We start from the raw sequence: 20997 nt of genomic DNA on the forward strand, positions 1-20997 counted from the left end.
CGGAGGCTTTCGCCGCGGCGCAGGCCGCTGCGGCCGCCATTGCCGCGCAGGCCACCCGGCAGCAGACTCCCGCGGCGTCGGCACCCGCGGCCCCGGCCGCGCCGAATGGCTCGGGCAGTACCGGCTCGGGCAGCAGCGGTTCGGGCAGCACTGGCTCGGGCAGCTCGGGCAGCTCGGGCAGCTCGGGTTCGGGAAGCGCGGGTTCGGGAAGCACGGGTTCGGGTTCGAGCGAACCGGCCGGCTCCGGCGAGAGTGCCGCGCCCGAAACGGCCGCACCCGAGGCATCCGTGCCCGCACCGAGCGCGAGCGCGGTCTCCACGGCCCTGAGCTTCGCCCGCGCCCAGCTCGGCGATCGGTACCGGTTCGGAGGCGCCGGCCCCGACGAGTGGGACTGCTCCGGACTGACCAAAGCATCATATGCCGCTGCCGGCATTTACATCGGAACGCACTCAGCGACCAACCAGTACAACACCATGGCGAGCCAGGGCAAGCTCGTGTCCTTCTCCAACGTGCAGGTCGGCGACCTGCTGTTCTGGGGCAGCGCCGGCAACTATTACCACACGGCGATCTACGTCGGCGGTGGCCAGATTCTCGAGGCGCCGAACCCGAGCCAGCGCGTGCGCGTGCACTCCATCTGGTCGATCGGTGCCGTCGCACCGTACGTGGGTCGCCCCTCGGCATAGTTGCACCTGACCCGTGGTATGCGGGTGCTGAGTCGCGGACTTCGCACCCTCATGCTGCGAACGACGGTGCGTTTTCCGCGACTCAACTCGCGCTTGGCAGCGGATGCGCTGGAATGGGCACGAAAAAGCCCCCGCCGGGTGGCGGGGGCTTTTGCGCAGCTGAGCGAGAGGTTCTAGTGGCCCTCGGCGAGCAGCTTCGCGATGCCGTCAACGACGATCTGCTCGGCCTCGGCGGCGTCGCCCCAGCCCTCGGTCTTGACCCACTTGTTCGGCTCAAGGTCCTTGTAGTGCTCGAAGAAGTGCTCGATCTCCTTGCGGGTGTACTCCGGAATGTCGAGGACATCCTGAATGTGCGCCCAGCGCGGGTCGCCGGCCGGAACGGCGATGACCTTCGCGTCGGAGCCGCCGTCATCGGTCATGTTGAACACGCCGACGGGACGCACGGACACGCCCACGCCCGGAAAAAGCGGGTAGTCGAGCAACACCAGCACGTCGACGGGGTCACCGTCGAGCCCGAGGGTGTTCTCGAAGTAGCCGTAGTCGGTCGGGTACATGAAGCTCGTGTAGAGCACCCGGTCGAGGTAGACCCGGCCGGTGCCGTGGTCTACCTCGTACTTGTTGCGGCTCCCGCGGGGGATTTCGATCACTGCGTCGTATTCGGCCATAGCTGTGTTTCTCCCTTGTTTCACGTCTGCCGATAACGTTACTGGATGCAGTATGAACGCCGCCCCCGCTTGACTCCGGCCATTGCCGACGTGCGCCGGGCCGTGCGCGCCGTGCTGCCGGCCGACGGTCTCGTTCTCGTGGGCCTCAGCGGGGGAGCGGATTCGCTGGCCCTGGCCGCGGCCGCGGCCTTCGAAGCCCACCGCGCGGCATCCGGTGGCGTGCGGGCCGGCGCCGTGATCGTCGATCACGGCCTGCAGGCAAGGTCAGCGGATGTCGCCGCCACGGCGGCCGCGCAGGCTCGCGGTCTCGGACTCCACCCGGTGCTCGTGCTGGCGATCGACGTGCCGAGCGGGACTGACGGCCCGGAGGCCGCCGCCCGAGACGCGCGCTACGCCGCCTTCGAGCGCGCGCTGGCGCAGACCGGAGCGGTCGCGGTGCTGCTCGGGCACACCCTCGACGACCAGGCCGAGACGGTGCTGCTGGGCCTCGCCCGCGGCTCCGGCCCCACCAGCCTGCACGGAATGGCGGCCCGGAGCGGGCCGTGGCTGCGCCCGCTGCTCGGCATCCGTCGCGCCCAGACCCACCAGTTCTGTGCCGACGCCGCCCTGACCCCGTGGCACGATCCGCAGAACCTCGACCCGCGGTACGCCCGGGTGCGGGTGCGGCAGGCCGTGTTGCCGATGCTCGAACGCGAACTGGGCCCCGGCATTCGCGAGGCCCTCGCGCGCACCGCCGAACAATTGCGCGAAGACGCCGACGCCCTCGACGCCCTGGTGCCGGCGCTGCTCGACGGTCTGCCCGCTGGCCTGCCCGCCGGCCGCGCCCCCGGATGCCGCCTGCCGGCGGCCGATCTTGAGCGCCAGCCGGCCGCCCTGAGGCAGCGGATGATTCGCGCCGCCGTGCAGCGCACCTTCGGCATTTCCCTCGATCGCACGCACACTCTGATGGCGGCCCGCCTCGTGACCGACTGGCACGGTCAGGGAGCTCTCGACCTGGCAGGCGTTAGAGTTGTACGGCAGGACGGAGACCTCGTGTTCTCCAGCCCTGGACCCGCACCGATCGAAGGACATTTCCGCTCCCATGGAACCCCGCGACATTCCTGAAGACCTCACCGAGATTCTGATCAGCGAGGAGCAGATTCGCACCCGTCTGGCCGAGCTCTCCCGCCGCATCGAAGCCGACTACGCCGGCAAGGACCTGCTACTCGTCGGGGTGCTGAAGGGCGCCGTGATGGTGATGGCCGACCTCGCCCGCGAGCTGCACCACCCCATCACGATGGACTGGATGGCCGTGAGCTCCTACGGATCGGGCACCGAATCCAGCGGCGTCGTGCGAATTCTGAAGGACCTCGACACCGACCTGTCCGGCCGCAACGTGCTCATCGTTGAGGACATCATCGACTCCGGCCTGACCCTCTCGTGGCTGCTCGCCAACCTCAATACCCGGGGCCCCGCATCCGTCGAGATCTGCGCCCTGCTGCGCAAGCCGGAGGCCGCGCGCGTCGACATCGACGTGAAGTATGTGGGTTTCGAGATTCCGAACAAGTTCGTCGTGGGCTACGGCCTCGACTACGCCGAAAAGTACCGCAACCTGAAGTCCGTCGGCATTCTCGCGCCGCACGTCTACACACCCGTGGCCGCACAGTAATCTTTCCGCACAGTATTTCCCCGCCATGCGCCGGAGCGCGCCTGAGTTCTCCTGAGGGCGAACACACGGCAATCCTCCAGTGCCGTCACGCTAGCCTGTGAGGATCATGAACGTCAAGAAGCTTCTTCGCGGCCCCATTCTCTATTTCGTTCTGGCCATCATCGTGGTCTGGGTGGGGTCGAGCCTGCTCACCATGTCCGGATTCCGCGAGGTCCCGACCCAGCAGGGGCTTGAACTCCTGAAATCGGGAGACGTGATCGAGGCGAAGATCGTCGACGGCGAGCAGCGGGTCGACCTGACCCTCAGCAAGGCCAGCGGCGACCTCGGAACCGAGGTGCAGTTCTACTACGTGGCCCCGCGTGGCGAAGAGATCATTCAGGCGGTCACGGCCGCCGACCCCAAGGACGGCTTCACCGACGAGGTACCCCAGCCCAGCTGGATCCTCTCGGCCCTGGGCTTTCTGCTGCCCCTGCTGCTGATCGGTGCCTTCTTCTGGTTCATGCTCGCCGGCATGCAGGGCGGCGGCAACAAAGTCATGCAGTTCGGCAAGTCGAAGGCGAAGCTCGTCTCGAAGGAAAGCCCGCAGGTCACCTTCGCCGACGTCGCCGGTTCCGACGAGGCCATCGAAGAGCTCGAAGAGATCAAGGACTTTCTGAAGGAACCGGCCAAGTTCCAGGCCGTCGGCGCCCGCATCCCCAAGGGTGTGCTGCTCTACGGCCCTCCCGGCACCGGTAAGACCTTGCTCGCGCGGGCCGTGGCCGGCGAGGCCAACGTGCCCTTCTACGCCATCTCCGGCTCCGACTTCGTCGAGATGTTCGTCGGCGTCGGCGCCAGCCGAGTGCGCGACCTGTTTCAGCAGGCCAAGGAAAACGCCCCCGCGATCATCTTCATCGACGAGATCGACGCCGTCGGCCGTCACCGCGGCGCCGGCATGGGCGGCGGCCACGACGAACGTGAGCAGACCCTGAACCAGCTGCTCGTCGAGATGGACGGCTTCGACGTCAAGGCGAACGTCATCCTCATCGCCGCCACTAACCGCCCCGACATCCTCGACCCCGCCCTGCTGCGCCCGGGCCGCTTCGACCGTCAGATCGGCGTCGACGCGCCCGACATGCTCGGCCGCAAGCACATTCTCGAGGTGCACTCCAAGGGCAAGCCGATGGCTCAGGGTGTCGACCTCGAGGTACTCGCCCGCAAGACGCCCGGTTTCACCGGCGCCGACCTGGCCAACGTGCTCAACGAGGCCGCGCTGCTCACCGCACGTTCCAACGCCCAGCTCATCGACAACCGGGCCCTCGACGAGGCCGTCGACCGTGTCATGGCCGGCCCGCAGCGTCGATCCCGCGTCATGCGCGACAAGGAAAAGCTCATCACCGCGTACCACGAGGGTGGCCACGCCCTCGTCGCCACCGCGATGCGCAACACCGACCCGGTCACCAAGATCACCATCCTGCCGCGCGGCCGGGCCCTCGGCTACACGATGGTCATGCCGCTCGAGGACCGCTACTCGGTTACACGCAATGAGCTGCTCGACCAGCTCGCCTACGCCATGGGCGGCCGCGTCGCGGAAGAGATCATCTTTCACGACCCGACCACCGGCGCCTCGAACGACATCGAGAAGGCCACCGCCACGGCCCGCAAGATGGTCACCGAGTTCGGCATGAGCGCGGCCGTCGGCCCGCTCAAGCTGGGCCAAGGGTCCGGCGAGGTCTTTCTCGGCCGTGACATGGGCCACCAGCGCGACTACTCGGAGCGACTCGCCGAGCGGGTCGACGCCGAGGTACGTCAGCTGCTCGAAGACGCTCACGACGAGGCCTACGAGGTACTGATCAACAACCGTGAGGTGCTCGATCGCCTCGCGACCGCGCTGCTCGAGCACGAGACCCTCGACCAGGTCGCCCTCGCCGAGATCTTCACCGACGTTGAGAAGCTCGCCCCGCGCCCGCAGTGGCTCTCGAGCGACAAGCGCCCGGTCAGCGACGTTCCCCCCATCGACATGCCGGCACCGAAGGCCCCCATCGACGGCGCCGCCGTCGACGGCGGTATCTCGAGTGGCGACTCCGCCAAGCCCACCCGAGCGCCGGTACGTCACCCCCGCCCCGCGACCGCCTAGGTCACCGGTGGCAGTTGACAGGGAGCGCATCGGCCGCGCCGTGACCGAAATTCTCGCGGCAATCGGGGAGGACCCCGAGCGGGTCGGCCTCGCCGCAACCCCACACCGGGTGGCCGATGCCTACGCCGAATTCTTCGGCGGCCTCGACCAGGATCCGCTCACGCTGCTGCGTGACACGGTGCCGGTCGGGCCGGCAACCGGTGAACTCGTGCTGCTGCGCGATATCGCCTTCCGCTCGATCTGCGAGCACCATCTGTTGCCGTTCCTCGGCACCGCGCACGTGGCCTACCTGCCCGGAGACCGGGTCGTGGGCCTCGGCCGCCTGCCCGCCGTCATCGAGGTGCTCGCGGCGCGCCCGCAATTGCAGGAACGCCTCACCGAAGAGATCGCCGGCGCCCTCGAGACGGGTCTCGCGCCGCGCGGCGTGCTCGTCGTGCTCGACGCCGTTCACGGTTGCGTCGGCACTCGCGGCCCGCGCCAGAGCAACAGCTCGACGGTCACGATGGCGAGCCGCGGCGAGCTCTCCGACCCCGTCAACCGGGCCGAGATCATCTCGCTGATCGCGGCGGGGCATCCGGCGCCGTGACCCTGATCATGGGCGTGCTGAACGTCACGCCGGACTCCTTCAGTGATGGCGGCCGGTGGGCGTCGACGGATGCCGCGATCGAGCACGGCCTGCTGCTCGCCGCTCAGGGCGCCGACCTCATCGACGTCGGCGGAGAGTCGACTCGCCCCGGCGCGACCCGCGTTGCGCCGGCCGAGGAGCAGTCCCGTGTGGTTCCCGTCATCACCGAACTCGCCCGGCAGGGGCTGCGGATCAGCGTCGACACCCTCAACGGCTCGACCGCCAGGGCCGCAGCGGCGGCCGGGGCCGAAATCATCAACGACGTGTCCGGCGGTCTCGCGGACCCGCTGATGGCATCCGTCGCCGCCGAGACCGGCCTCACCTACGTGGCCATGCACTGGCGCGGTCACGCCCAGCAGATGGATGCCCTCGCCCTGTACGACGACGTCGTCGCCGAGGTGCACGCTGCTCTCGCCGAACGCATCGCCGTGCTGACAGCGGCCGGGGTCGCCCGCGACCGGATCGTGCTCGACCCCGGGCTCGGCTTTGCCAAGCTGCCGGAGCACAACTGGCGGGTGCTGGCCCACCTCGACGCGCTTGCCGACCTCGGCCTTCCCGTCATGGTCGGCGCGAGCCGCAAACGGTTTCTCGCCGAGGTTCTGCCCGACGGCGCTCCGGTTCAGGGCCGGGACCTGGCGACCGCCGTCGTGAGCGTGCTGTGCGCCCAGGCCGGCGCGTGGGCGGTGCGGGTACACGACGTGCCAGGCACCCGTACCGCCCTGAACGTGCTCAACCGGCTCGGGTCGACCAGAATGGTCTCATGAGTCTTGACTGCATCACCCTGACCGGACTGCGGGTCAACGCCCACCACGGCGTCTACGCCTTCGAACGGGAGAACGGTCAGGACTTCGTCATCGATGTGACGGTCTGGCTCGATCTGGTGCGCGCGGCCGCGAGCGACGACGTGACCCAGACCATCCACTACGGCGAGCTCGCCGTCGAGGTCGCCGATGCCGTGCGGCACAACCCGGTCGACCTGATCGAAACCGTCGCCGAGCGCATCGCCGCGGTCGTACTCGCCCACGCCGCGGCAGAGCGGGTGCGGGTGACGGTGCACAAACCAGAGGCGCCGATCGAGATTCCGTTCACGGATGTCTCGGTGCAGATTGAACGCGTGCAGATTGAACGCGCGCAGATCGAGCGGAGCCGCGCGTGAGCGGCCCCGCCGCCCTGCCCGCTGCCGCCCCGGTGATCCTTGCGCTGGGCAGCAACCTCGGCGACCGTGCCGCGACGCTGATTCAGGCCGTGCAGGATCTCTTCGCGGTCGACGGCCTCGAACTCAGCGACGTCTCCCCGCTCTGGGAATCCGCCGCGTTGAAACTCGACGGGGTCGATGCGGCCGCGCCCCGCTACCTCAACGGCGTCGTAGCCGGCAGCTTCGCGGGCGACCCGCTCGACCTGCTCGCGGCCGTGAATTCGATCGAGGCCGATCACGGCCGGGTGCGCGCCGAGCGCTGGGGCGACCGCACCCTCGACATCGACATCATCGTGATCGGTGATCTGGTGCGAGCGGATGCCCGGCTCACGCTGCCGCATCCGCTCGCCCACGCCCGTGACTTTGTGCTGGCACCGTGGCTTGACGTCGACCCCGACGCCGTGCTGCCCGGGCGCGGCCCGGTGCGCGACCTGCTCGCGGCAACCGAGCAGACTGCGCGGCGCTACACCGACACCCGCATCGACGCGCCGCCTCGCGACGCCCCGCCTCGCGCCGCGCCGACCGGCGCCGCGGCGCTCGGAGCGTCGGGCCTCGGAGCCTCGCGGTGAAGCCGTCCCGCCCGACCCCGTTGATCGCCCTCGGGCTGCTGGGTTTCGTGCTCGGCCTGCTCGTCGAAATCGCCGCTGCGGCGTCGGGGCGGGCCATCATCGTGCCGCCCGTCACCCTGCCGCTCACCCTCATCGTCGTGGGCGTCGTGGTTGTGCTGCTGGCCTGGCCGATCCGGCAGGTCACTCGGGGCCGCGGTCGGCGCCTCGTTGACCCGTTTCGGGCGATGCGCGTCGCCGTGCTCGCGAAGGCGTCGAGCCTCAGCGGCTCGCTCGTCGCTGGCGCCGGCGCCGGAATCGTGGCATTCATCCTGACGCGCTCCGTGGTGCCGGCGGTAACATCAGTGTGGCTGGCCATTGCAACGGCGCTCGGTGCCGGCATCCTGCTTGCGGGTGGCCTGGTCGCCGAAAAGTTCTGTACTCTGCCGCCGGACGATGACGAGAGCCAGCCGGGAGGCGAACGTGCCTAACTCACACTCTGACGACGCACCAGGTGACGCAGCACGATACGACGCTGCACCGCGCGACGCTGCACCGCGCGACGCTGCACCGCGCGACGCTGCACCGCGCGACGCTGCACCGCGCGACGCTGCACCGTACGACGACGTGCCGTACGACGCGCAGCTCTCGGACGCTGTGCCCGTCGCCGCGCCCGTCGCCGCGTCCGATGGCGCCGAGCCGGCGCCGGAAACCTTGCCGCAGCATCCGCTTGCCGAGCAGCGGCCCCCGCGCCTCGATCTTGACGGCGAGTGGCAGCGGGTGTCGCCGCGGTACGTTGTCGTTGAAGTCGTCGGCACCATCATCTTCGGGTTCGTCGTCTGCCTCGGGGCGGCCCTGCTGTGGCTGCTGGCCGACCAGACCTGGGCGCTCTGGGTGGGCGTCGCGATGCTGCTCATCACGGTGCTGAACCTCATCTTCGAACCGCGCCGGGTGCGGTCGATCGGCTACCAGCTGCGCGCCGACGACCTGCTGTTTCGCCGCGGCATTCTCTTTCAGCGCTTCGTGGCGGTGCCTTATGGCCGCATGCAGCTCGTTGACATCACGCGCGGGCCGGTGGCCCGCTGGCTCGGGCTCGCCGACCTCAAGTTCGTGACCGCCGCCGCCACGACCGCGGTGGCGATTCCGGGGCTGCGCGAGGCCGACGCCGAGGGCCTGCGCGACCGACTGGTGGAGCTCGCCGAGAGTCGCCGGGCCGGACTGTGACCGGCCCGGTTCCGGCCGCGGCCCGCCCGGCACCGCCGAGCCTGCGGCCGCAGGCGCCGCTCACCGACGGCGAGTGGCACCGCCTGCACCCAGCGACGCCGCTGCTGCGCGGCGGAATCTTCGTCGTCGCCGTGCTCGGTTTTGTCATCACGAACCTGCGTGAACGCCTCGTCGAGTTCTTTTTCGGCGAACCGCACTTCGAGGGCGACCCGCTCGACGAGATCGTGCGCCGCGGCGCAGTCGGCTGGGCGCTGCTCGGCATCGCGGCCATACTCATCATCATTCTTGCGGCCTTCTACGTGTCCTGGCGCATGCACACCTTCCGGGTCGGGGCCGACGCGGTCGAGGTGCGCAGCGGCATCCTCTTCCGCAGCCACCGCAAGGCCCGCCTCGACCGCATCCAGGGCGTGAACCTGATGCGGCCGTTCATTCCGCGCCTGTTCGGCACCGCCCGGCTCGAGGTCAGCGTCGGCGGGCAGGACGGCTCCGTGCAGCTCGCCTACCTGCGCGGCGACCTGGCCGATGACCTGCGCCGGGATATTCTGCGACTCGCCTCCGGCATCCGTCAGGCGGCAGCAACGGATGCCGCCGGGCTCGAGAGCGGCCCCGGGACCGGGCTCGAGACCGGTCCCGGGGGCGCTGCCGGCCGGTCGGGCGCCGCGGGACTCGGCGGCCTGGCCTCGGCTCGCATGCACGAGTTCATGGCGCCGGAACTCGACCCCGATGCCGCCCCGCCCGAATCGGTCGTGCGCATTCCGGTCGGCCGCCTGATCGGGTCGATCGTGCTCAGCGGCTTCACCCTCTTTCTGCTGGCGGCCGTCGTCGCCCTCGTGATCAGCGTCGTCAGCGGCGGCAGCGGCTGGTTGCTGTTCGCGATTCTGCCGGGCATCATCGGCAGCGTCGGGTATTACTCCTCCCGCATCACGAAGACCCTGCGCTACAGCATCTCCAGCACGACTGATGGCGTGCGCGTGGGCTTCGGCCTGCTCTCGACGAGCAGCGAAACCCTGCCGCCGGGCCGCATCCACGCCGTCGGCGTCTCCCAGCCGCTGCTCTGGCGACCATTCGGCTGGTGGCAGGTGCAGATCAACAAGGCCGGACAGTCCGTCATGCAGGGCGCCGGCGGCGGGGCGAGCACCCTGATGCTGCCGGTCGGCACCGTGGGCGACGTGGAGCGCGTGCTCGAGCTGCTGCTGCCCGGGTTTTCGACCCCCGAGCAGCGCCACCTCGTGCAGCAGGGCATGGCTGGAACCGGAACCGGCGGCGACAGCGGCAGCAGCGACGACGGCTTCATCAATGCACCGCGACGCGCCCGCTGGTTGCGCCCGTTCTCGTGGCGCCGCACCGGGTACGCCGTCTCCGGGGGAGTCGCCCTGCTGCGCCACGGCGTCATCTCGCGCGACCTGATTCTGGTTCCCCTGGCCCGGCTGCAGAGCGTCGGCATCGATCAGGGGGCCATCAAACGGCGCCTGGGGCTCGCATCCGCTCGCCTGCACACGGTGGTGGGCCCGGTCACGGCGCAGCTCAGCGTGCTCGACGCCGACGAAGCCAAGCGGATGTTCGCCCGCATTTCCGCCGACGCGGCTGCCTTCGCCGCAACGGACACGAGTCATCGCTGGAACCAGGCGGCCTCGCTCGCACCCGCAGCGCCGCATTCGCCCGCGCCGACACCGTCACCCGCTGTGCCCAACCCCGCTGTGCCCAACCCCGCTGTGCCCAACCCCGCTGTGCCCAACCCCACGGCGCCGAAATTCACGACAGGACTCCCCGAATGACCCCCCGTCCCGGACGCCTCGGCGTCGGCATCATCGGCGCGGGCCACGTCGGCCCGATCCTCGGCGCCGCCCTCGCGGGCGCCGGCCACGCCCTCGTCGGCATCTCCGCCATCTCGCAGGCCAGTCGCGACAGGGCCGAGGCGATCTTGCCGGGCGTGCCCATTCTCACGGTGCCCGAAATCGTCGAGCGCAGCGAGCTCGTGATCATCTGCGTGCCCGACGACGCCCTCGAAAGCCTCGTGGCAGGCCTCGCCGCGACCCGCACCTGGCAGGCCGGCCAGCTCGTCATGCACACCTCGGCCCGGTTCGGCACGGATGTGCTCGCCCCCGCCCTGCTCGGCGGCGCGATCCCTCTCGCTATCCACCCGGCGATGGCCTTCACCGGCACGAGCCTTGACCTGGCCCGCCTCGCCGACAGCTATTTCGCGGTGACCGCGCCGACTCCGGTGTTGCCGATCGGGCAGGCCCTCGTCGTGGAAATGGGCGGTGAACCCCTCATCGTGGCCGAGCGTGATCGTGCCGCCTACGCCGAAGCGATCGAGACCGCGACCGCCTTCTCGACCTCGATTGTGGAACAATCGACACGGTTGCTCGCCGGAATCGGCATCGACCGCCCCGGCGCCGTGCTCGGCCCGCTCGTTCGCTCCGCCGTCGAAAACGCGCTGCAGCGCACCAGCCCTGACGTGCGCGACCTCGACGCTCTCACCACCCAGCCCCGCACCGACCGCACCGACTCGGAGGACGAATGACCGTGCTCACCAGGCCAGAACTGATTGGCACCATCACCGAACTGCGCGCGGCGCTTGACCGCGACCGTGCAGCCACGCGCCGCGCCGACGGCACCCCCGGCCGCGTCGTGCTCGTTCCGACGATGGGCGCCCTGCACGCCGGGCACCTCTCACTCGTTCGCCGGGCCCGTTCGCGCGGCGAAATCGTCGTCGTCTCGATCTTCGTCAACCCGCTGCAGTTCGGCGCCGGCGAAGACCTCGACGCATACCCGCGCACCCTCGACGCCGACGTGGCCCTGCTCACCGAACTCGGCGTCGACGTCGTCTTCGTTCCGACGGCCGACGAGATGTACCCGGCCGGTGGCGGCCTCACCCGCGTCGTCGCCGGGCCGGTCGGCTCGTTGCTCGAGGGCGCAGCGCGCCCCGGACACTTCGACGGGATGCTCACCGTCGTGTCGAAACTGATCAACATCGTCGGCCCCGACACGGTGATGTTCGGTCAGAAAGACGCGCAGCAGGTCTTTCTCGTGCAGCGCATGGTCGCCGATCTCAATCTGCGGGTCGCGATCGAGGTCGCCCCGATCGTGCGGGAGCCCAGTGGCCTCGCGCTCTCCAGCCGCAACCGTTACCTCGAACCCAGCGAGGCCGAGGCGGCGGTGAGCCTGTCCGAGGGTCTGGGGGCGGCATCCGTCGCCGCTGCCCTCGGAACAGCGGATGCCGCGGCCGCCACCCGCACCGCGCGTGCGATCATCGCCGCCCGACCGCTGGTTAAACTGGACTATCTCGTTGTTGTGCACCCAGAGACGTTTCTGCCCGTTGAGGCGCAGCACCGCGGGCCGGCCCGCATGCTCGTGGCGGCGCTCGTGGGCCACACCCGACTCATCGACAACGTGCCCCTCGACCTGAATCCCGAACCCCGCGCCACAGCACAGAAAATCTGAGAGTCGTTATGAGCAAGAACCCCGCCCCACGCGCCGCTGACACGAGCGAGTCCGACCTGACCGACAGTGCCCTCGCCTTCGCCGGCCTGAGCGATTCGGAGGTCAGCGAGCAGCAGGCCGTGCGTCTCGGCAAGCGCGACCGCCTCAACGCGGCCGCGAGCACCCCGGGTGGCGGCGCGTACCCGGTCTCGGTTCCCGTCACCCACACGATCCCCGCCGTGCGCGCCGAATTCGGCGCCCTCGAAGCGGATGCCGTCACCGGCGTCACCGTCGGCGTCGCCGGCCGCGTCGTGTTTCTGCGTAACACCGGCAAGCTGTGCTTCGCGAGCCTGCAGTCCGGCGACGGCACCCGCATCCAGGCCATGGTGAGCCTCGCCGCCGTCGGTGCGGACTCCCTGAGCGAGTGGAAAGACCTCACCGACCTCGGCGACCACCTCTTCGTGTCCGGCGAGGTCATCTCGAGCCGCCGCGGCGAGCTGTCGATCATGGTCACCGACTGGCAGATTGCCGCGAAGGCGCTGCTGCCGCTGCCGAACCTGCACAGCGAGCTGAGCGAAGAGACCCGGGTGCGCAGCCGGTACCTCGACCTCATCAACCGCGAACAGGCCCGCCGCACCGTCGTGCAGCGCTCACAGACCGTCGCGAGCCTGCGCAAGACGTTCACCGATCTGGAATTTCTCGAGATCGAGACGCCCATGCTGCAGACCATGCACGGCGGGGCATCCGCTCGCCCGTTCGCGACGCACTCGAACGCCTTCGACACCGAGCTCTTTCTGCGCATCGCGCCGGAGCTGTTCCTCAAGCGGGCCGTGGTCGGCGGCATCGACCGGGTCTACGAGATCAACCGCAACTTTCGCAACGAGGGCGCCGACTCGACACACTCGCCCGAGTTCGCGATGCTCGAGGCCTATGAGGCCTACGGCGACTACAACTCGATCGCCGACCTCACCCAGAAGCTGATCCAGAACGCGGCGATGGCGATCGCCGGGTCGCACGTGGTGACCTGGGCCGACGAGACCGAGTTCGACCTCGGCGGCGAGTGGGACCGCATCAGCATGTACGAGAGCCTCTCGGCCGCCGTGCACCGCGAGATCTCGCCGGCGACACCGCTGGCCGAGCTGCAGGAACTCGCGACCCGCGAAGGCCTCGAGCTCGAGCACCCGATTCACGGCAAGTACGTCGAAGAGCTCTGGGAGCACTTCGTGAAGGGCGACCTCGTGCGCCCGACCTTCGTGATGGACTTTCCCATCGACACGAGCCCTCTCGTGCGCGGACACCGCTCGATCCCCGGCGTGGTCGAGAAGTGGGATCTGTACATTCGCGGCTTCGAGCTCGCGACCGGGTACTCCGAGCTCGTCGACCCCGTCATCCAGCGCGAACGCTTCGTCGAGCAGGCGAGCCTCGCCGCGAACGGCGACCCCGAGGCCATGCGCCTCGACGAGGAGTTTCTGCGGGCGCTCGAATACGGCATGCCGCCGACCGGCGGCATGGGCATGGGCATCGATCGCCTGCTGATGGCCCTCACGGGGCTCGGCATTCGCGAGACGATTCTGTTTCCGCTGGTGAAGTAGTAGTCTCGCGGTCATGAGCGCTGGCCGATGAGTTACCTTCCGCCGGGCGAGCTCGAGCCCGATAAGGGCGGCAAAAAGCCGCCGACGATGAACCGCATCGCCATCTGGGTCGTCGCCGGCGGCATCGGAGTGTATTTCGTCGGCTCCGGGGTCTACGGGCTGCTGACCAAGTAGCCGCGCGCCGGCATCCGCTGCCCGGCCCGTGGCGAAAGCAGGACGAATTGCGCTTGTGTCGGCGTACGCAGGACGTTTTGACCGTTTTGGGTGGTCGCGTCCTGCTTTCGCCACGCGGCCTCTCCCCACACAGGTCGGCACACGCTCGACTTGTCCACAAAACGCCGTTCCGGGCGCTCAGACCCGGCCATCGTCAGCCATGCTCGGGCCATGAATCGTTCACTGGCAGGCGACTTGGCTCGATTCGGCAACCTGGCGACCCGCTCGCAGCTCCGAGCACTCGGCTATACCGACCGTGACCTGTGCCGGGCAACGGTGGCGCACGAGTTGTGGCCACTCGGGCGTTCCTGGCTTGCCCACCGAGGAGTTGATCACGACGCGATGCGGGCCGTAGCCCTGCAAGGCCGACTCGCCGCTGCGTCGTCACTGGCAAGTCACGGGGTGTGGGTTACCCGCCCCGACGGTCTGTGGATCGGCACCCCTAAGCACTCAGCCCGAGCACCCGCCACCGGAGCGAACGAGCACCGTCTCTGGGTGACTGAGCGGTTTCCGCGCCACACCGACATCCGGTGGCGGATGTCGGTTGCTGATTCCCTGCTGCAATTCGCCGGTCTCGGGGCCGGTTGCGACGCCATCGCGTCCATGGACAGCGCGCTCAATAAGGGGCTCGTTTCGCCGAGCGAGCTGGAACAGGTGATCGCCCTTTTGCCGCGGCGGTTGCGCCGCCTTCTGGGGCGCCTCGACGGGCGAGCTCAGTCGGGGCTGGAGACGCTGCTTCGAATTGCGGCAGAGGACGCTGGATGGACCGTGCAGATTCAGGTCGTGATCTCGAGGGTCGGGCGCGTCGACGTGCTCATCGACGGATGGCTCGTCATCGAACTCGACGGGGCCCGGTGGCACGACGACGACCAGTCCCGCGACGAGGACAGCCGCCGAGATGCGGAACTCACCCTGCTGGGCTACCGGTACCACCGGTTTCGGTCGCGCCAGGTGCTGGACGAGATGCCGCTGTGTTTGGCGGTCATCCGCACCATTCTGGCCAGCGGGCGGCCGGCGACGGCCGGCTGAGCACATCCGCCCGCGCGTTCCCGGTCGAACCACGTCACGTGCGTCAACTCCCAGCGTGACCCCGTACTCTGGAGGCATGGTTGAGAACTTTTGGGCGAACGCGGCGTGGTCGGTCATTCCCACGATTCTGCTGGGATTGACCTTCTGGTACGTGCTGCGCTCGATCATCCACGCCGACCGCAACGAACGTAAGGTATACGCGCAGATCGAAGCCGAAGAGCGCGCGCGCCTCGGCCTCGATAATCCCGGTCTCGACAAACCGGTCACCTAGGTCCGTATGCCGGCCCTTGACGGTTCGACCTTTCTCGTTCTGGCCGCCTTCGTCGTCGACTTCATTGTTCGCGTCATCGCCGTTATCGTCGTGCCCCGCAACCGCCGTCCGATGTCGGGAATGGCCTGGCTGCTGACGATTTTCTTCATTCCGTACCTGGGCGTGCTGCTGTTCCTGCTGATCGGGTACCGTACCCTGCCGAAGAAGCGGCTCGCGCAGCAGGAAGAGATCAACCGGTTCATCCTCGAGAGCACCGAGGGCATCGAGCGGGTGCGCCGCGACGAGCCCTGGCCGACCTGGCTCGAGTCGGTCGTCGAACTCAACCGCAACCTCGGTGCGATGCCGCTCGTGGGTGACAACACGGCGACCCTGCTGGGCGACTATCAGGGCAGCCTCGACGCGATGATCGCCGACATCGACCGGGCAGAACGCTACGTGCACGTCGAGTTCTACATTCTCTCGCTCGACCCGACCACGAAGCCGTTCTTCGACGCCCTCGAGAATGCGGTCAAGCGCGGGGTCAGCGTGCGGGTGCTGATGGACCACATCCAGTCGATGCGCAAGCCCGGGTTCACGCAGACCAAGGAGCGCCTCACCGCCTCGGGCGTGAAGTGGGAACTGATGCTGCCGGTGCAGCCGTTCAAGGGCAAGTGGCAGCGCCCCGACCTGCGCAACCACCGCAAGCTGCTCGTTGTCGACGGGCTCGTCGGGTTCATGGGGTCGCAAAACATCATCGACCGCTCGTACAACATGCGCCGCAATATCCGTCTGGGCCTGCAGTGGAAAGACTTCATGACCCGCCTCGAGGGTCCGATCGTCTCGGGCCTCAACGCGATCTTCATCACCGACTGGTACAGCGAAACCGACGACATGCTGACCCGTGATATCGAACCGGTGCATCCGCGGCCGCTGACCGACGGGCTCGACTGCCAGGTCGTGCCGAGCGGCCCCGGATTCAAGGGCGAGAATAACCTGCGCCTGTTTCTCGCGCTGCTGTATTACGCGCAGGATCGCATCATCATCACGAGCCCGTACTTCGTGCCGGACGAGTCGATGATGTACGCGATCACCACCGCCACCCAGCGCGGCCTGCACGTCGAACTCTTCGTCTCGGAGATCGGCGACCAAGCCGTGGTTTACCACGCACAGCGCTCGTACTACGAGGAGCTGCTGCGCGCCGGGGTTCACATTTACATGTACAAGGCGCCGTACATTCTGCACGCGAAGCACTTCACGATCGACGAGGAGGTCGCCGTGGTCGGCTCGAGCAACATGGACCAGCGCTCCTTCAGTCTCAACATGGAGGTGTCGCTGATGGTGCGCGGCCACACCTTCGTGCAGAGCCTGCGCTCGATGGAAGACGAGAACCGTCGCAACAGCCGCGAACTCACCCTCGAAGAGTGGATGAAGCAGCCGTTGCGCTCGACGATTCTCGACAACCTCGCCCGGCTCACCTCGGCCGTGCAGTAGCGCCAGTAGTCAGCAGGTCTCCGACGTCACAGTCGAGCGCCGTGCAGATGGCTTCGAGCGTCGAAAAGCGGATGGCCCGGGCTCGGTCGTTCTTCAAGACCGACAGATTGACGACGCTCACCCCCACCAGCTCGCTGAGCCGGGTCAGGGTCAGCCCGCGGTCGGCGAGAAGCTCGTCGAGCCGGCAGTGGATGCCGGTGGGTGCTTCAGCTGGCACCGATTTTTCAGTGGGCACTACACGAGCCCCTCGGTGTCCCGCTGCAGGCGGGTTCCGACCTCGATCACCATGGCAACGAGCAGAATCACGAAACCCACCATCATGGGTGTCAGGTCAAGGAACACAGCCAGGGGCCAGAACGGGGTGGAGGGCGCACCGAGTTCCCCAGTGGCGATCATGAGCCCGAGGCCGCCGAAGCCGCCCCCGATGATCGAGCCGAGCACGAGGACGAAGCCCACCGACAGGGCCATCCGGGTGACCGAGCGGTCGAAGGCACGGCGCCGCAGTAGCTTCCAGCACAGGTGGGCGACGGCGGCGCAGATCACGGCGGTCGTCACCATCGCGACCACGGAGCTGAGGGCCCACAGGAAAACGGGAAGGGGGCTCAGGCCCGAGATCAGAACGGATGCGCTCGCGAACGTTCCCTCGACCAGGGTCGCGGTGCCGGCATCCGCTTCGGCGGGCAGCGGGGCGTCCACCGTCAGGGTGAGGGGAATGCGGTCGGAGGTCAATCCGGTCAGGAGGTGGATCAGGCCGAGGGTGAGGCTGATCAGGGCGACCATGATGGCCGCGCCGAAGAAGGTCCACAGGATGGGGCGTTCGAGCCGGGCGTCCAGACGCTTGAGCCGGGCGTAGGTGGTAGTCATGCGATTCCCTCAGTGTCATAATGCTTATCGTTATGCTCACCATATTGCTTATCGATGGGGTGAGCAAGATCTGGCGCGTCGCAATGGGAGCCCGGGCACGGCATCCGTCACGCCCACGGCGAACAACGACCAACTCGCCCCGAAGGATCGTTACTCTCGATGTATCGGCACCATATAACTGCCCTGGCGCCAGAGGAGCGATCACATGTTTGAGAGATTTACCGACCGAGCTCGTCGTGTCGTCGTTTTGGCCCAGGAAGAGGCCAAGATGCTCAACCACAACTACATCGGGACCGAGCACATTCTGCTCGGCCTGATTCACGAGGGTGAAGGCGTCGCCGCCAAGGCTCTGGAGAGCCTCGGCATCTCCCTCGATGCCGTGCGCGAGCAGGTGCAAGACATCATCGGCCAGGGTCAGCAGCAGCCGACCGGCCACATTCCCTTCACGCCGCGTGCAAAGAAGGTTCTCGAGCTCAGCCTGCGCGAAGCACTTCAGCTCGGCCACAACTACATCGGCACCGAGCACATTCTGCTCGGCCTGATTCGCGAGGGCGAGGGCGTCGCCGCCCAGGTTCTCGTGAAGCTCGGCGCCGACCTCAACCGGGTGCGCCAGCAGGTCATCCAGCTGCTCTCGGGCTACCAGGGCAAGGAGCAGGTGCAGGTCGGAGCGAACGAGCAGGCCGCCGGCGCCGCCGGAAGCCAGATTCTCGACCAGTTCGGCCGCAACCTCACGCAGTCCGCCCGGGACAACAAGCTCGACCCGGTCATCGGCCGTGAGAAGGAAATCGAGCGGGTCATGCAGATCCTCTCTCGACGTACTAAAAACAACCCCGTGCTGATCGGTGAGCCCGGCGTCGGTAAGACCGCCGTCGTCGAGGGCCTCGCCCAGGCCATCGTCAAGGGTGATGTGCCCGAGACCCTGAAGGACAAGCAGCTCTACTCGCTTGACCTCGGCTCGCTCATCGCCGGCAGCCGCTACCGCGGTGACTTCGAAGAGCGCCTGAAAAAGGTCACGAAAGAGATCCGCACCCGCGGCGACATCATCGTCTTCATCGACGAGATCCACACCCTCGTGGGTGCCGGAGCCGCCGAGGGCGCGATCGACGCCGCATCCATTTTGAAGCCGCTGCTCGCCCGCGGTGAGCTTCAGACGATCGGTGCGACGACCCTCGACGAGTACCGCAAGCACTTCGAGAAGGATGCCGCCCTCGAGCGCCGCTTCCAGCCCATTCAGGTGAACGAGCCGTCGCTGCCCCACACCATCAACATCCTCAAGGGCCTGCGCGACCGGTACGAAGCGCACCACAAGGTGTCCATCACGGATGGCGCGCTCGTCGCCGCCGCGAACCTCGCCGACCGCTACGTGTCCGACCGCTTTCTGCCCGACAAGGCCATCGACCTGATCGACGAGGCCGGCGCCCGCCTGCGCCTGTCGATTCTGTCGAGCCCGCCCGAGCTGCGCGAATTCGACGAGAAGATCGCCGTGGTGCGTGCCGCCAAGGAACTCGCCATCGAAGAGCAGGACTTCGAGAAGGCCGCCGGCCTGCGCGACGAGGAGAAAAACCTCCTCGGCGAGCGTCTGCGCCTCGAGAAGAAGTGGAAGTCCGGCGACGTCAAGACGACCGCGGTCGTCGACGAGGGTCTGATCGCCGAGGTGCTCGCCCAGGCGACCGGCATTCCGGTCTTCAAGCTCACCGAGGAGGAGTCCTCGCGACTCGTCTTCATGGAGAAGGCCCTGCACCAGCGCGTCATCGGTCAGGAAGAGGCCATCTCGGCGCTCGCCAAGACCATCCGTCGCACCCGTGCCGGCCTCAAGGACCCGAAGCGCCCGAGCGGTTCCTTCGTCTTCGCCGGCCCGACCGGCGTCGGCAAGACCGAGCTCGCCAAGGCGCTCGCCGAGTTCTTGTTCGACGATGAAGCCGCCCTGATCGCCCTCGACATGAGCGAGTACGGCGAGAAGCACACCGTCTCGCGCCTGTTCGGTGCGCCCCCCGGGTTCGTCGGCTTCGAAGAGGGCGGCCAGCTCACCGAAAAGGTGCGCCGCAAGCCGTTCTCCGTGGTGCTCTTCGACGAGATCGAGAAGGCCCACCCCGACATCTTCAACTCCCTCCTGCAGATTCTGGAAGAGGGCCGGTTGACGGATGGCCAGGGTCGCGTCGTTGACTTCAAGAACACCGTGATCATCATGACGACCAACCTCGGCACCAAGGACATCAGTGGCGGCCCCGTCGGTTTCCAGATCGAGGGCGACACCTCGACCGGGTACGACCGCATGGCCGGCAAGGTGAAAGACGAACTGAAGAAGCACTTCAAGCCCGAGTTCCTCAACCGCGTCGACGAGATCATCGTCTTCCCGCAGCTGTCGAAGCCCGAACTGCTTCAGATCGTCGACCTCTTCATCAAGCGCCTCGGCGAACGCCTGCTCGACCGCGACATGACCATCGAGCTGACCCTCGCGGCCAAGGAACGCCTCATCGAGGTCGGGTTTGACCCGGCCCTCGGTGCCCGGCCGCTGCGCCGTGCCGTGCAGCACGAGATCGAAGACCGCCTGTCGGAGAACATCCTGCACGGTGAGCTGAACGCAGGAGACCACGTTCACGTCGACTTCATCGATGCGAAGTTCGTGTTCACGACCACGCAGCGCGCCGACGCCGTCTCGGTCGGCATCAACGCCGGCGCGAGCATCGGCACCGGAGCGGGCACGCCCGACCTCGCCATCACGAGCGAGTAGGCAGCACCAGCAGCATCGACGGGCCCGGCAGTTCTTGCCGGGCCCGTTCTTTGTGCCCGAATTCGGGTATCCAAAGGGATAACTAAACTAGGCAGATGACAGATGCCAGCGTTTCCGAGGACGTGACCGAGCAGGCCCGGACCGATCGGGGCACGTCCGATCGGGGCTATGTGGTGCGGCGCGCGCGCACCGGCGACGTTCCCGGTATCCAGGCGCTCGTCGAACCGCTCGTGCAGCAGCGCATCCTGCTCGGCAAAGACCGGGTCGTGTTCTACGAGGCCGTGCAGGAGTTCCGGGTGGCCGAAGACCCGGCCGGCAACCTCATCGGCGTCGGTGCCCTGCACGTGATCTGGGAGGACCTCGGCGAGGTGCGCACTCTGGCCGTGACCGAGGATTGGCTCGGCAAGGGCGTCGGCCACGTGCTGCTCACTCGCCTCGAAGCGGATGCCCGCGAGCTCGGCCTGACCCGCCTGTTCTGCCTCACCTTTGAGGTGCCGTTCTTCACCCGCAACGGGTTTCGGGACATGGGCACCGAAACGGTCGACCCCGCGGTCTACGCCGAACTCGTTCGTTCGCATGACGAGGGGGTCGCCGAGTTTCTCGACCTGGCCCGGGTGAAGCCGAACACCCTCGGCAATACCCGGATGGTGAAATCCCTGCTCTGACCGCTGATTCCCCTCCCCGATGCCGTTGAGGCCCTGCTCAT

23 protein-coding genes are annotated in these 20997 nt (G+C 67.9%); 20 read left to right on the forward strand and 3 right to left on the reverse strand.

Annotated elements, in window-relative coordinates:
* Nucleotides 1–683 (forward strand): C40 family peptidase (locus tag E3T55_RS02885; RefSeq protein WP_166791655.1); only part of this gene is annotated, 683 nt, incomplete at its 5' end.
* A 173-nt stretch (nucleotides 684–856) separates the two neighbouring features.
* Here the strand turns inward: E3T55_RS02885 and E3T55_RS02890 are convergent.
* Nucleotides 857–1348: an inorganic diphosphatase gene (locus E3T55_RS02890; protein WP_119976313.1), complete on the reverse strand. Its 492-nt coding sequence runs from the start codon at nucleotides 1346–1348 to the stop codon at nucleotides 857–859.
* Between the two features lie 45 nt (nucleotides 1349–1393).
* Here E3T55_RS02890 and tilS point away from each other — a divergent pair, with 45 nt between their 5' ends.
* From tilS to cls, 17 genes are all read left to right on the forward strand, one after another.
* On the forward strand, nucleotides 1394–2452 hold the full coding sequence (gene tilS, locus E3T55_RS02895) for a tRNA lysidine(34) synthetase TilS (protein ID WP_134518078.1): 1059 nt from the start codon (nucleotides 1394–1396) through the stop codon (nucleotides 2450–2452).
* Nucleotides 2430–2996: a hypoxanthine phosphoribosyltransferase gene (gene hpt, locus E3T55_RS02900; protein ID WP_134518079.1), complete on the forward strand. Its 567-nt coding sequence runs from the start codon at nucleotides 2430–2432 to the stop codon at nucleotides 2994–2996. The genes tilS and hpt overlap by 23 nt, the downstream gene beginning before the upstream one ends.
* 106 nt (nucleotides 2997–3102) lie before the next feature.
* The gene (gene ftsH, locus E3T55_RS02905) at nucleotides 3103–5109 is read left to right on the forward strand and encodes an ATP-dependent zinc metalloprotease FtsH (protein ID WP_134518080.1); all 2007 of its coding nucleotides are present in this window, start codon (nucleotides 3103–3105) and stop codon (nucleotides 5107–5109) included.
* A 7-nt stretch (nucleotides 5110–5116) separates the two neighbouring features.
* On the forward strand, nucleotides 5117–5695 hold the full coding sequence (gene folE, locus E3T55_RS02910; RefSeq protein WP_134518081.1) for a GTP cyclohydrolase I: 579 nt from the start codon (nucleotides 5117–5119) through the stop codon (nucleotides 5693–5695).
* Nucleotides 5692–6498, forward strand: coding sequence for a dihydropteroate synthase (gene folP, locus E3T55_RS02915; protein ID WP_134518082.1), 807 nt, complete (start codon nucleotides 5692–5694; stop codon nucleotides 6496–6498). Before folE ends, folP begins: the two co-directional genes overlap by 4 nt.
* Nucleotides 6495–6890 carry a dihydroneopterin aldolase gene (gene folB / locus E3T55_RS02920; RefSeq protein WP_134518083.1) on the forward strand — a complete coding sequence of 132 codons (396 nt, stop codon included), beginning with the start codon at nucleotides 6495–6497 and terminating at the stop codon, nucleotides 6888–6890. Before folP ends, folB begins: the two co-directional genes overlap by 4 nt.
* Complete coding sequence (folK, locus tag E3T55_RS02925; protein ID WP_134518084.1) at nucleotides 6887–7498, forward strand: 2-amino-4-hydroxy-6-hydroxymethyldihydropteridine diphosphokinase; 612 nt, start codon at nucleotides 6887–6889, stop codon at nucleotides 7496–7498. Before folB ends, folK begins: the two co-directional genes overlap by 4 nt.
* Nucleotides 7495–7965, forward strand: a complete 471-nt coding sequence (locus E3T55_RS02930; RefSeq protein WP_134518085.1) for a DUF3180 domain-containing protein — start codon at nucleotides 7495–7497, stop codon at nucleotides 7963–7965. The genes folK and E3T55_RS02930 overlap by 4 nt, the downstream gene beginning before the upstream one ends.
* A 223-nt stretch (nucleotides 7966–8188) precedes the next feature.
* Entirely contained in the window at nucleotides 8189–8698 is a 510-nt protein-coding gene (locus E3T55_RS02935) for a PH domain-containing protein (protein ID WP_134518273.1), read from the forward strand.
* On the forward strand, nucleotides 8695–10473 hold the full coding sequence (locus tag E3T55_RS02940) for a PH domain-containing protein (protein ID WP_134518086.1): 1779 nt from the start codon (nucleotides 8695–8697) through the stop codon (nucleotides 10471–10473). Before E3T55_RS02935 ends, E3T55_RS02940 begins: the two co-directional genes overlap by 4 nt.
* Entirely contained in the window at nucleotides 10470–11222 is a 753-nt protein-coding gene (locus tag E3T55_RS02945) for a Rossmann-like and DUF2520 domain-containing protein (protein ID WP_134518087.1), read from the forward strand. The genes E3T55_RS02940 and E3T55_RS02945 overlap by 4 nt, the downstream gene beginning before the upstream one ends.
* Nucleotides 11219–12142 carry a pantoate--beta-alanine ligase gene (gene panC, locus E3T55_RS02950; RefSeq protein WP_134518088.1) on the forward strand — a complete coding sequence of 308 codons (924 nt, stop codon included), beginning with the start codon at nucleotides 11219–11221 and terminating at the stop codon, nucleotides 12140–12142. Before E3T55_RS02945 ends, panC begins: the two co-directional genes overlap by 4 nt.
* A gap of 8 nt (nucleotides 12143–12150) precedes the next feature.
* Nucleotides 12151–13713: a lysine--tRNA ligase gene (gene lysS / locus E3T55_RS02955; RefSeq protein ID WP_134518089.1), complete on the forward strand. Its 1563-nt coding sequence runs from the start codon at nucleotides 12151–12153 to the stop codon at nucleotides 13711–13713.
* Between the two features lie 27 nt (nucleotides 13714–13740).
* Nucleotides 13741–13887: a hypothetical protein gene (locus E3T55_RS20170; RefSeq protein ID WP_166791656.1), complete on the forward strand. Its 147-nt coding sequence runs from the start codon at nucleotides 13741–13743 to the stop codon at nucleotides 13885–13887.
* A gap of 534 nt (nucleotides 13888–14421) precedes the next feature.
* Complete coding sequence (locus E3T55_RS20175) at nucleotides 14422–14955, forward strand: endonuclease domain-containing protein (protein WP_166791657.1); 534 nt, start codon at nucleotides 14422–14424, stop codon at nucleotides 14953–14955.
* Between the two features lie 76 nt (nucleotides 14956–15031).
* On the forward strand, nucleotides 15032–15226 hold the full coding sequence (locus E3T55_RS02965; protein ID WP_134518091.1) for a hypothetical protein: 195 nt from the start codon (nucleotides 15032–15034) through the stop codon (nucleotides 15224–15226).
* 6 nt (nucleotides 15227–15232) lie between these two features.
* Nucleotides 15233–16696, forward strand: a complete 1464-nt coding sequence (gene cls, locus E3T55_RS02970; RefSeq protein ID WP_134518092.1) for a cardiolipin synthase — start codon at nucleotides 15233–15235, stop codon at nucleotides 16694–16696.
* On the opposite strand, the gene E3T55_RS02975 is transcribed toward cls, so the two are convergent.
* Together E3T55_RS02975 and E3T55_RS02980 are read right to left on the reverse strand one after the other, a co-directional pair.
* Nucleotides 16677–16913 (reverse strand): helix-turn-helix domain-containing protein, encoded by a 237-nt coding sequence (locus E3T55_RS02975; protein ID WP_134518274.1) that lies wholly within the window; start codon nucleotides 16911–16913, stop codon nucleotides 16677–16679. The genes cls and E3T55_RS02975 overlap by 20 nt on opposite strands.
* A gap of 17 nt (nucleotides 16914–16930) precedes the next feature.
* A complete protein-coding gene (locus tag E3T55_RS02980) occupies nucleotides 16931–17560 on the reverse strand; it encodes a hypothetical protein (RefSeq protein ID WP_134518093.1) in 630 nt (209 codons plus the stop codon).
* 205 nt (nucleotides 17561–17765) lie between these two features.
* Here E3T55_RS02980 and E3T55_RS02985 point away from each other — a divergent pair, with 205 nt between their 5' ends.
* Together E3T55_RS02985 and E3T55_RS02990 are read left to right on the forward strand one after the other, a co-directional pair.
* The gene (locus E3T55_RS02985; protein ID WP_134518094.1) at nucleotides 17766–20291 is read left to right on the forward strand and encodes an ATP-dependent Clp protease ATP-binding subunit; all 2526 of its coding nucleotides are present in this window, start codon (nucleotides 17766–17768) and stop codon (nucleotides 20289–20291) included.
* Between the two features lie 95 nt (nucleotides 20292–20386).
* Nucleotides 20387–20956: an amino-acid N-acetyltransferase gene (locus tag E3T55_RS02990; RefSeq protein WP_134518095.1), complete on the forward strand. Its 570-nt coding sequence runs from the start codon at nucleotides 20387–20389 to the stop codon at nucleotides 20954–20956.
* Nucleotides 20957–20997 lie beyond the last annotated feature (41 nt).

The sequence above is a fragment of the Cryobacterium frigoriphilum genome (assembly GCF_004403305.1).
Classification (GTDB): Bacteria; Actinomycetota; Actinomycetes; order Actinomycetales; family Microbacteriaceae; genus Cryobacterium; species Cryobacterium frigoriphilum.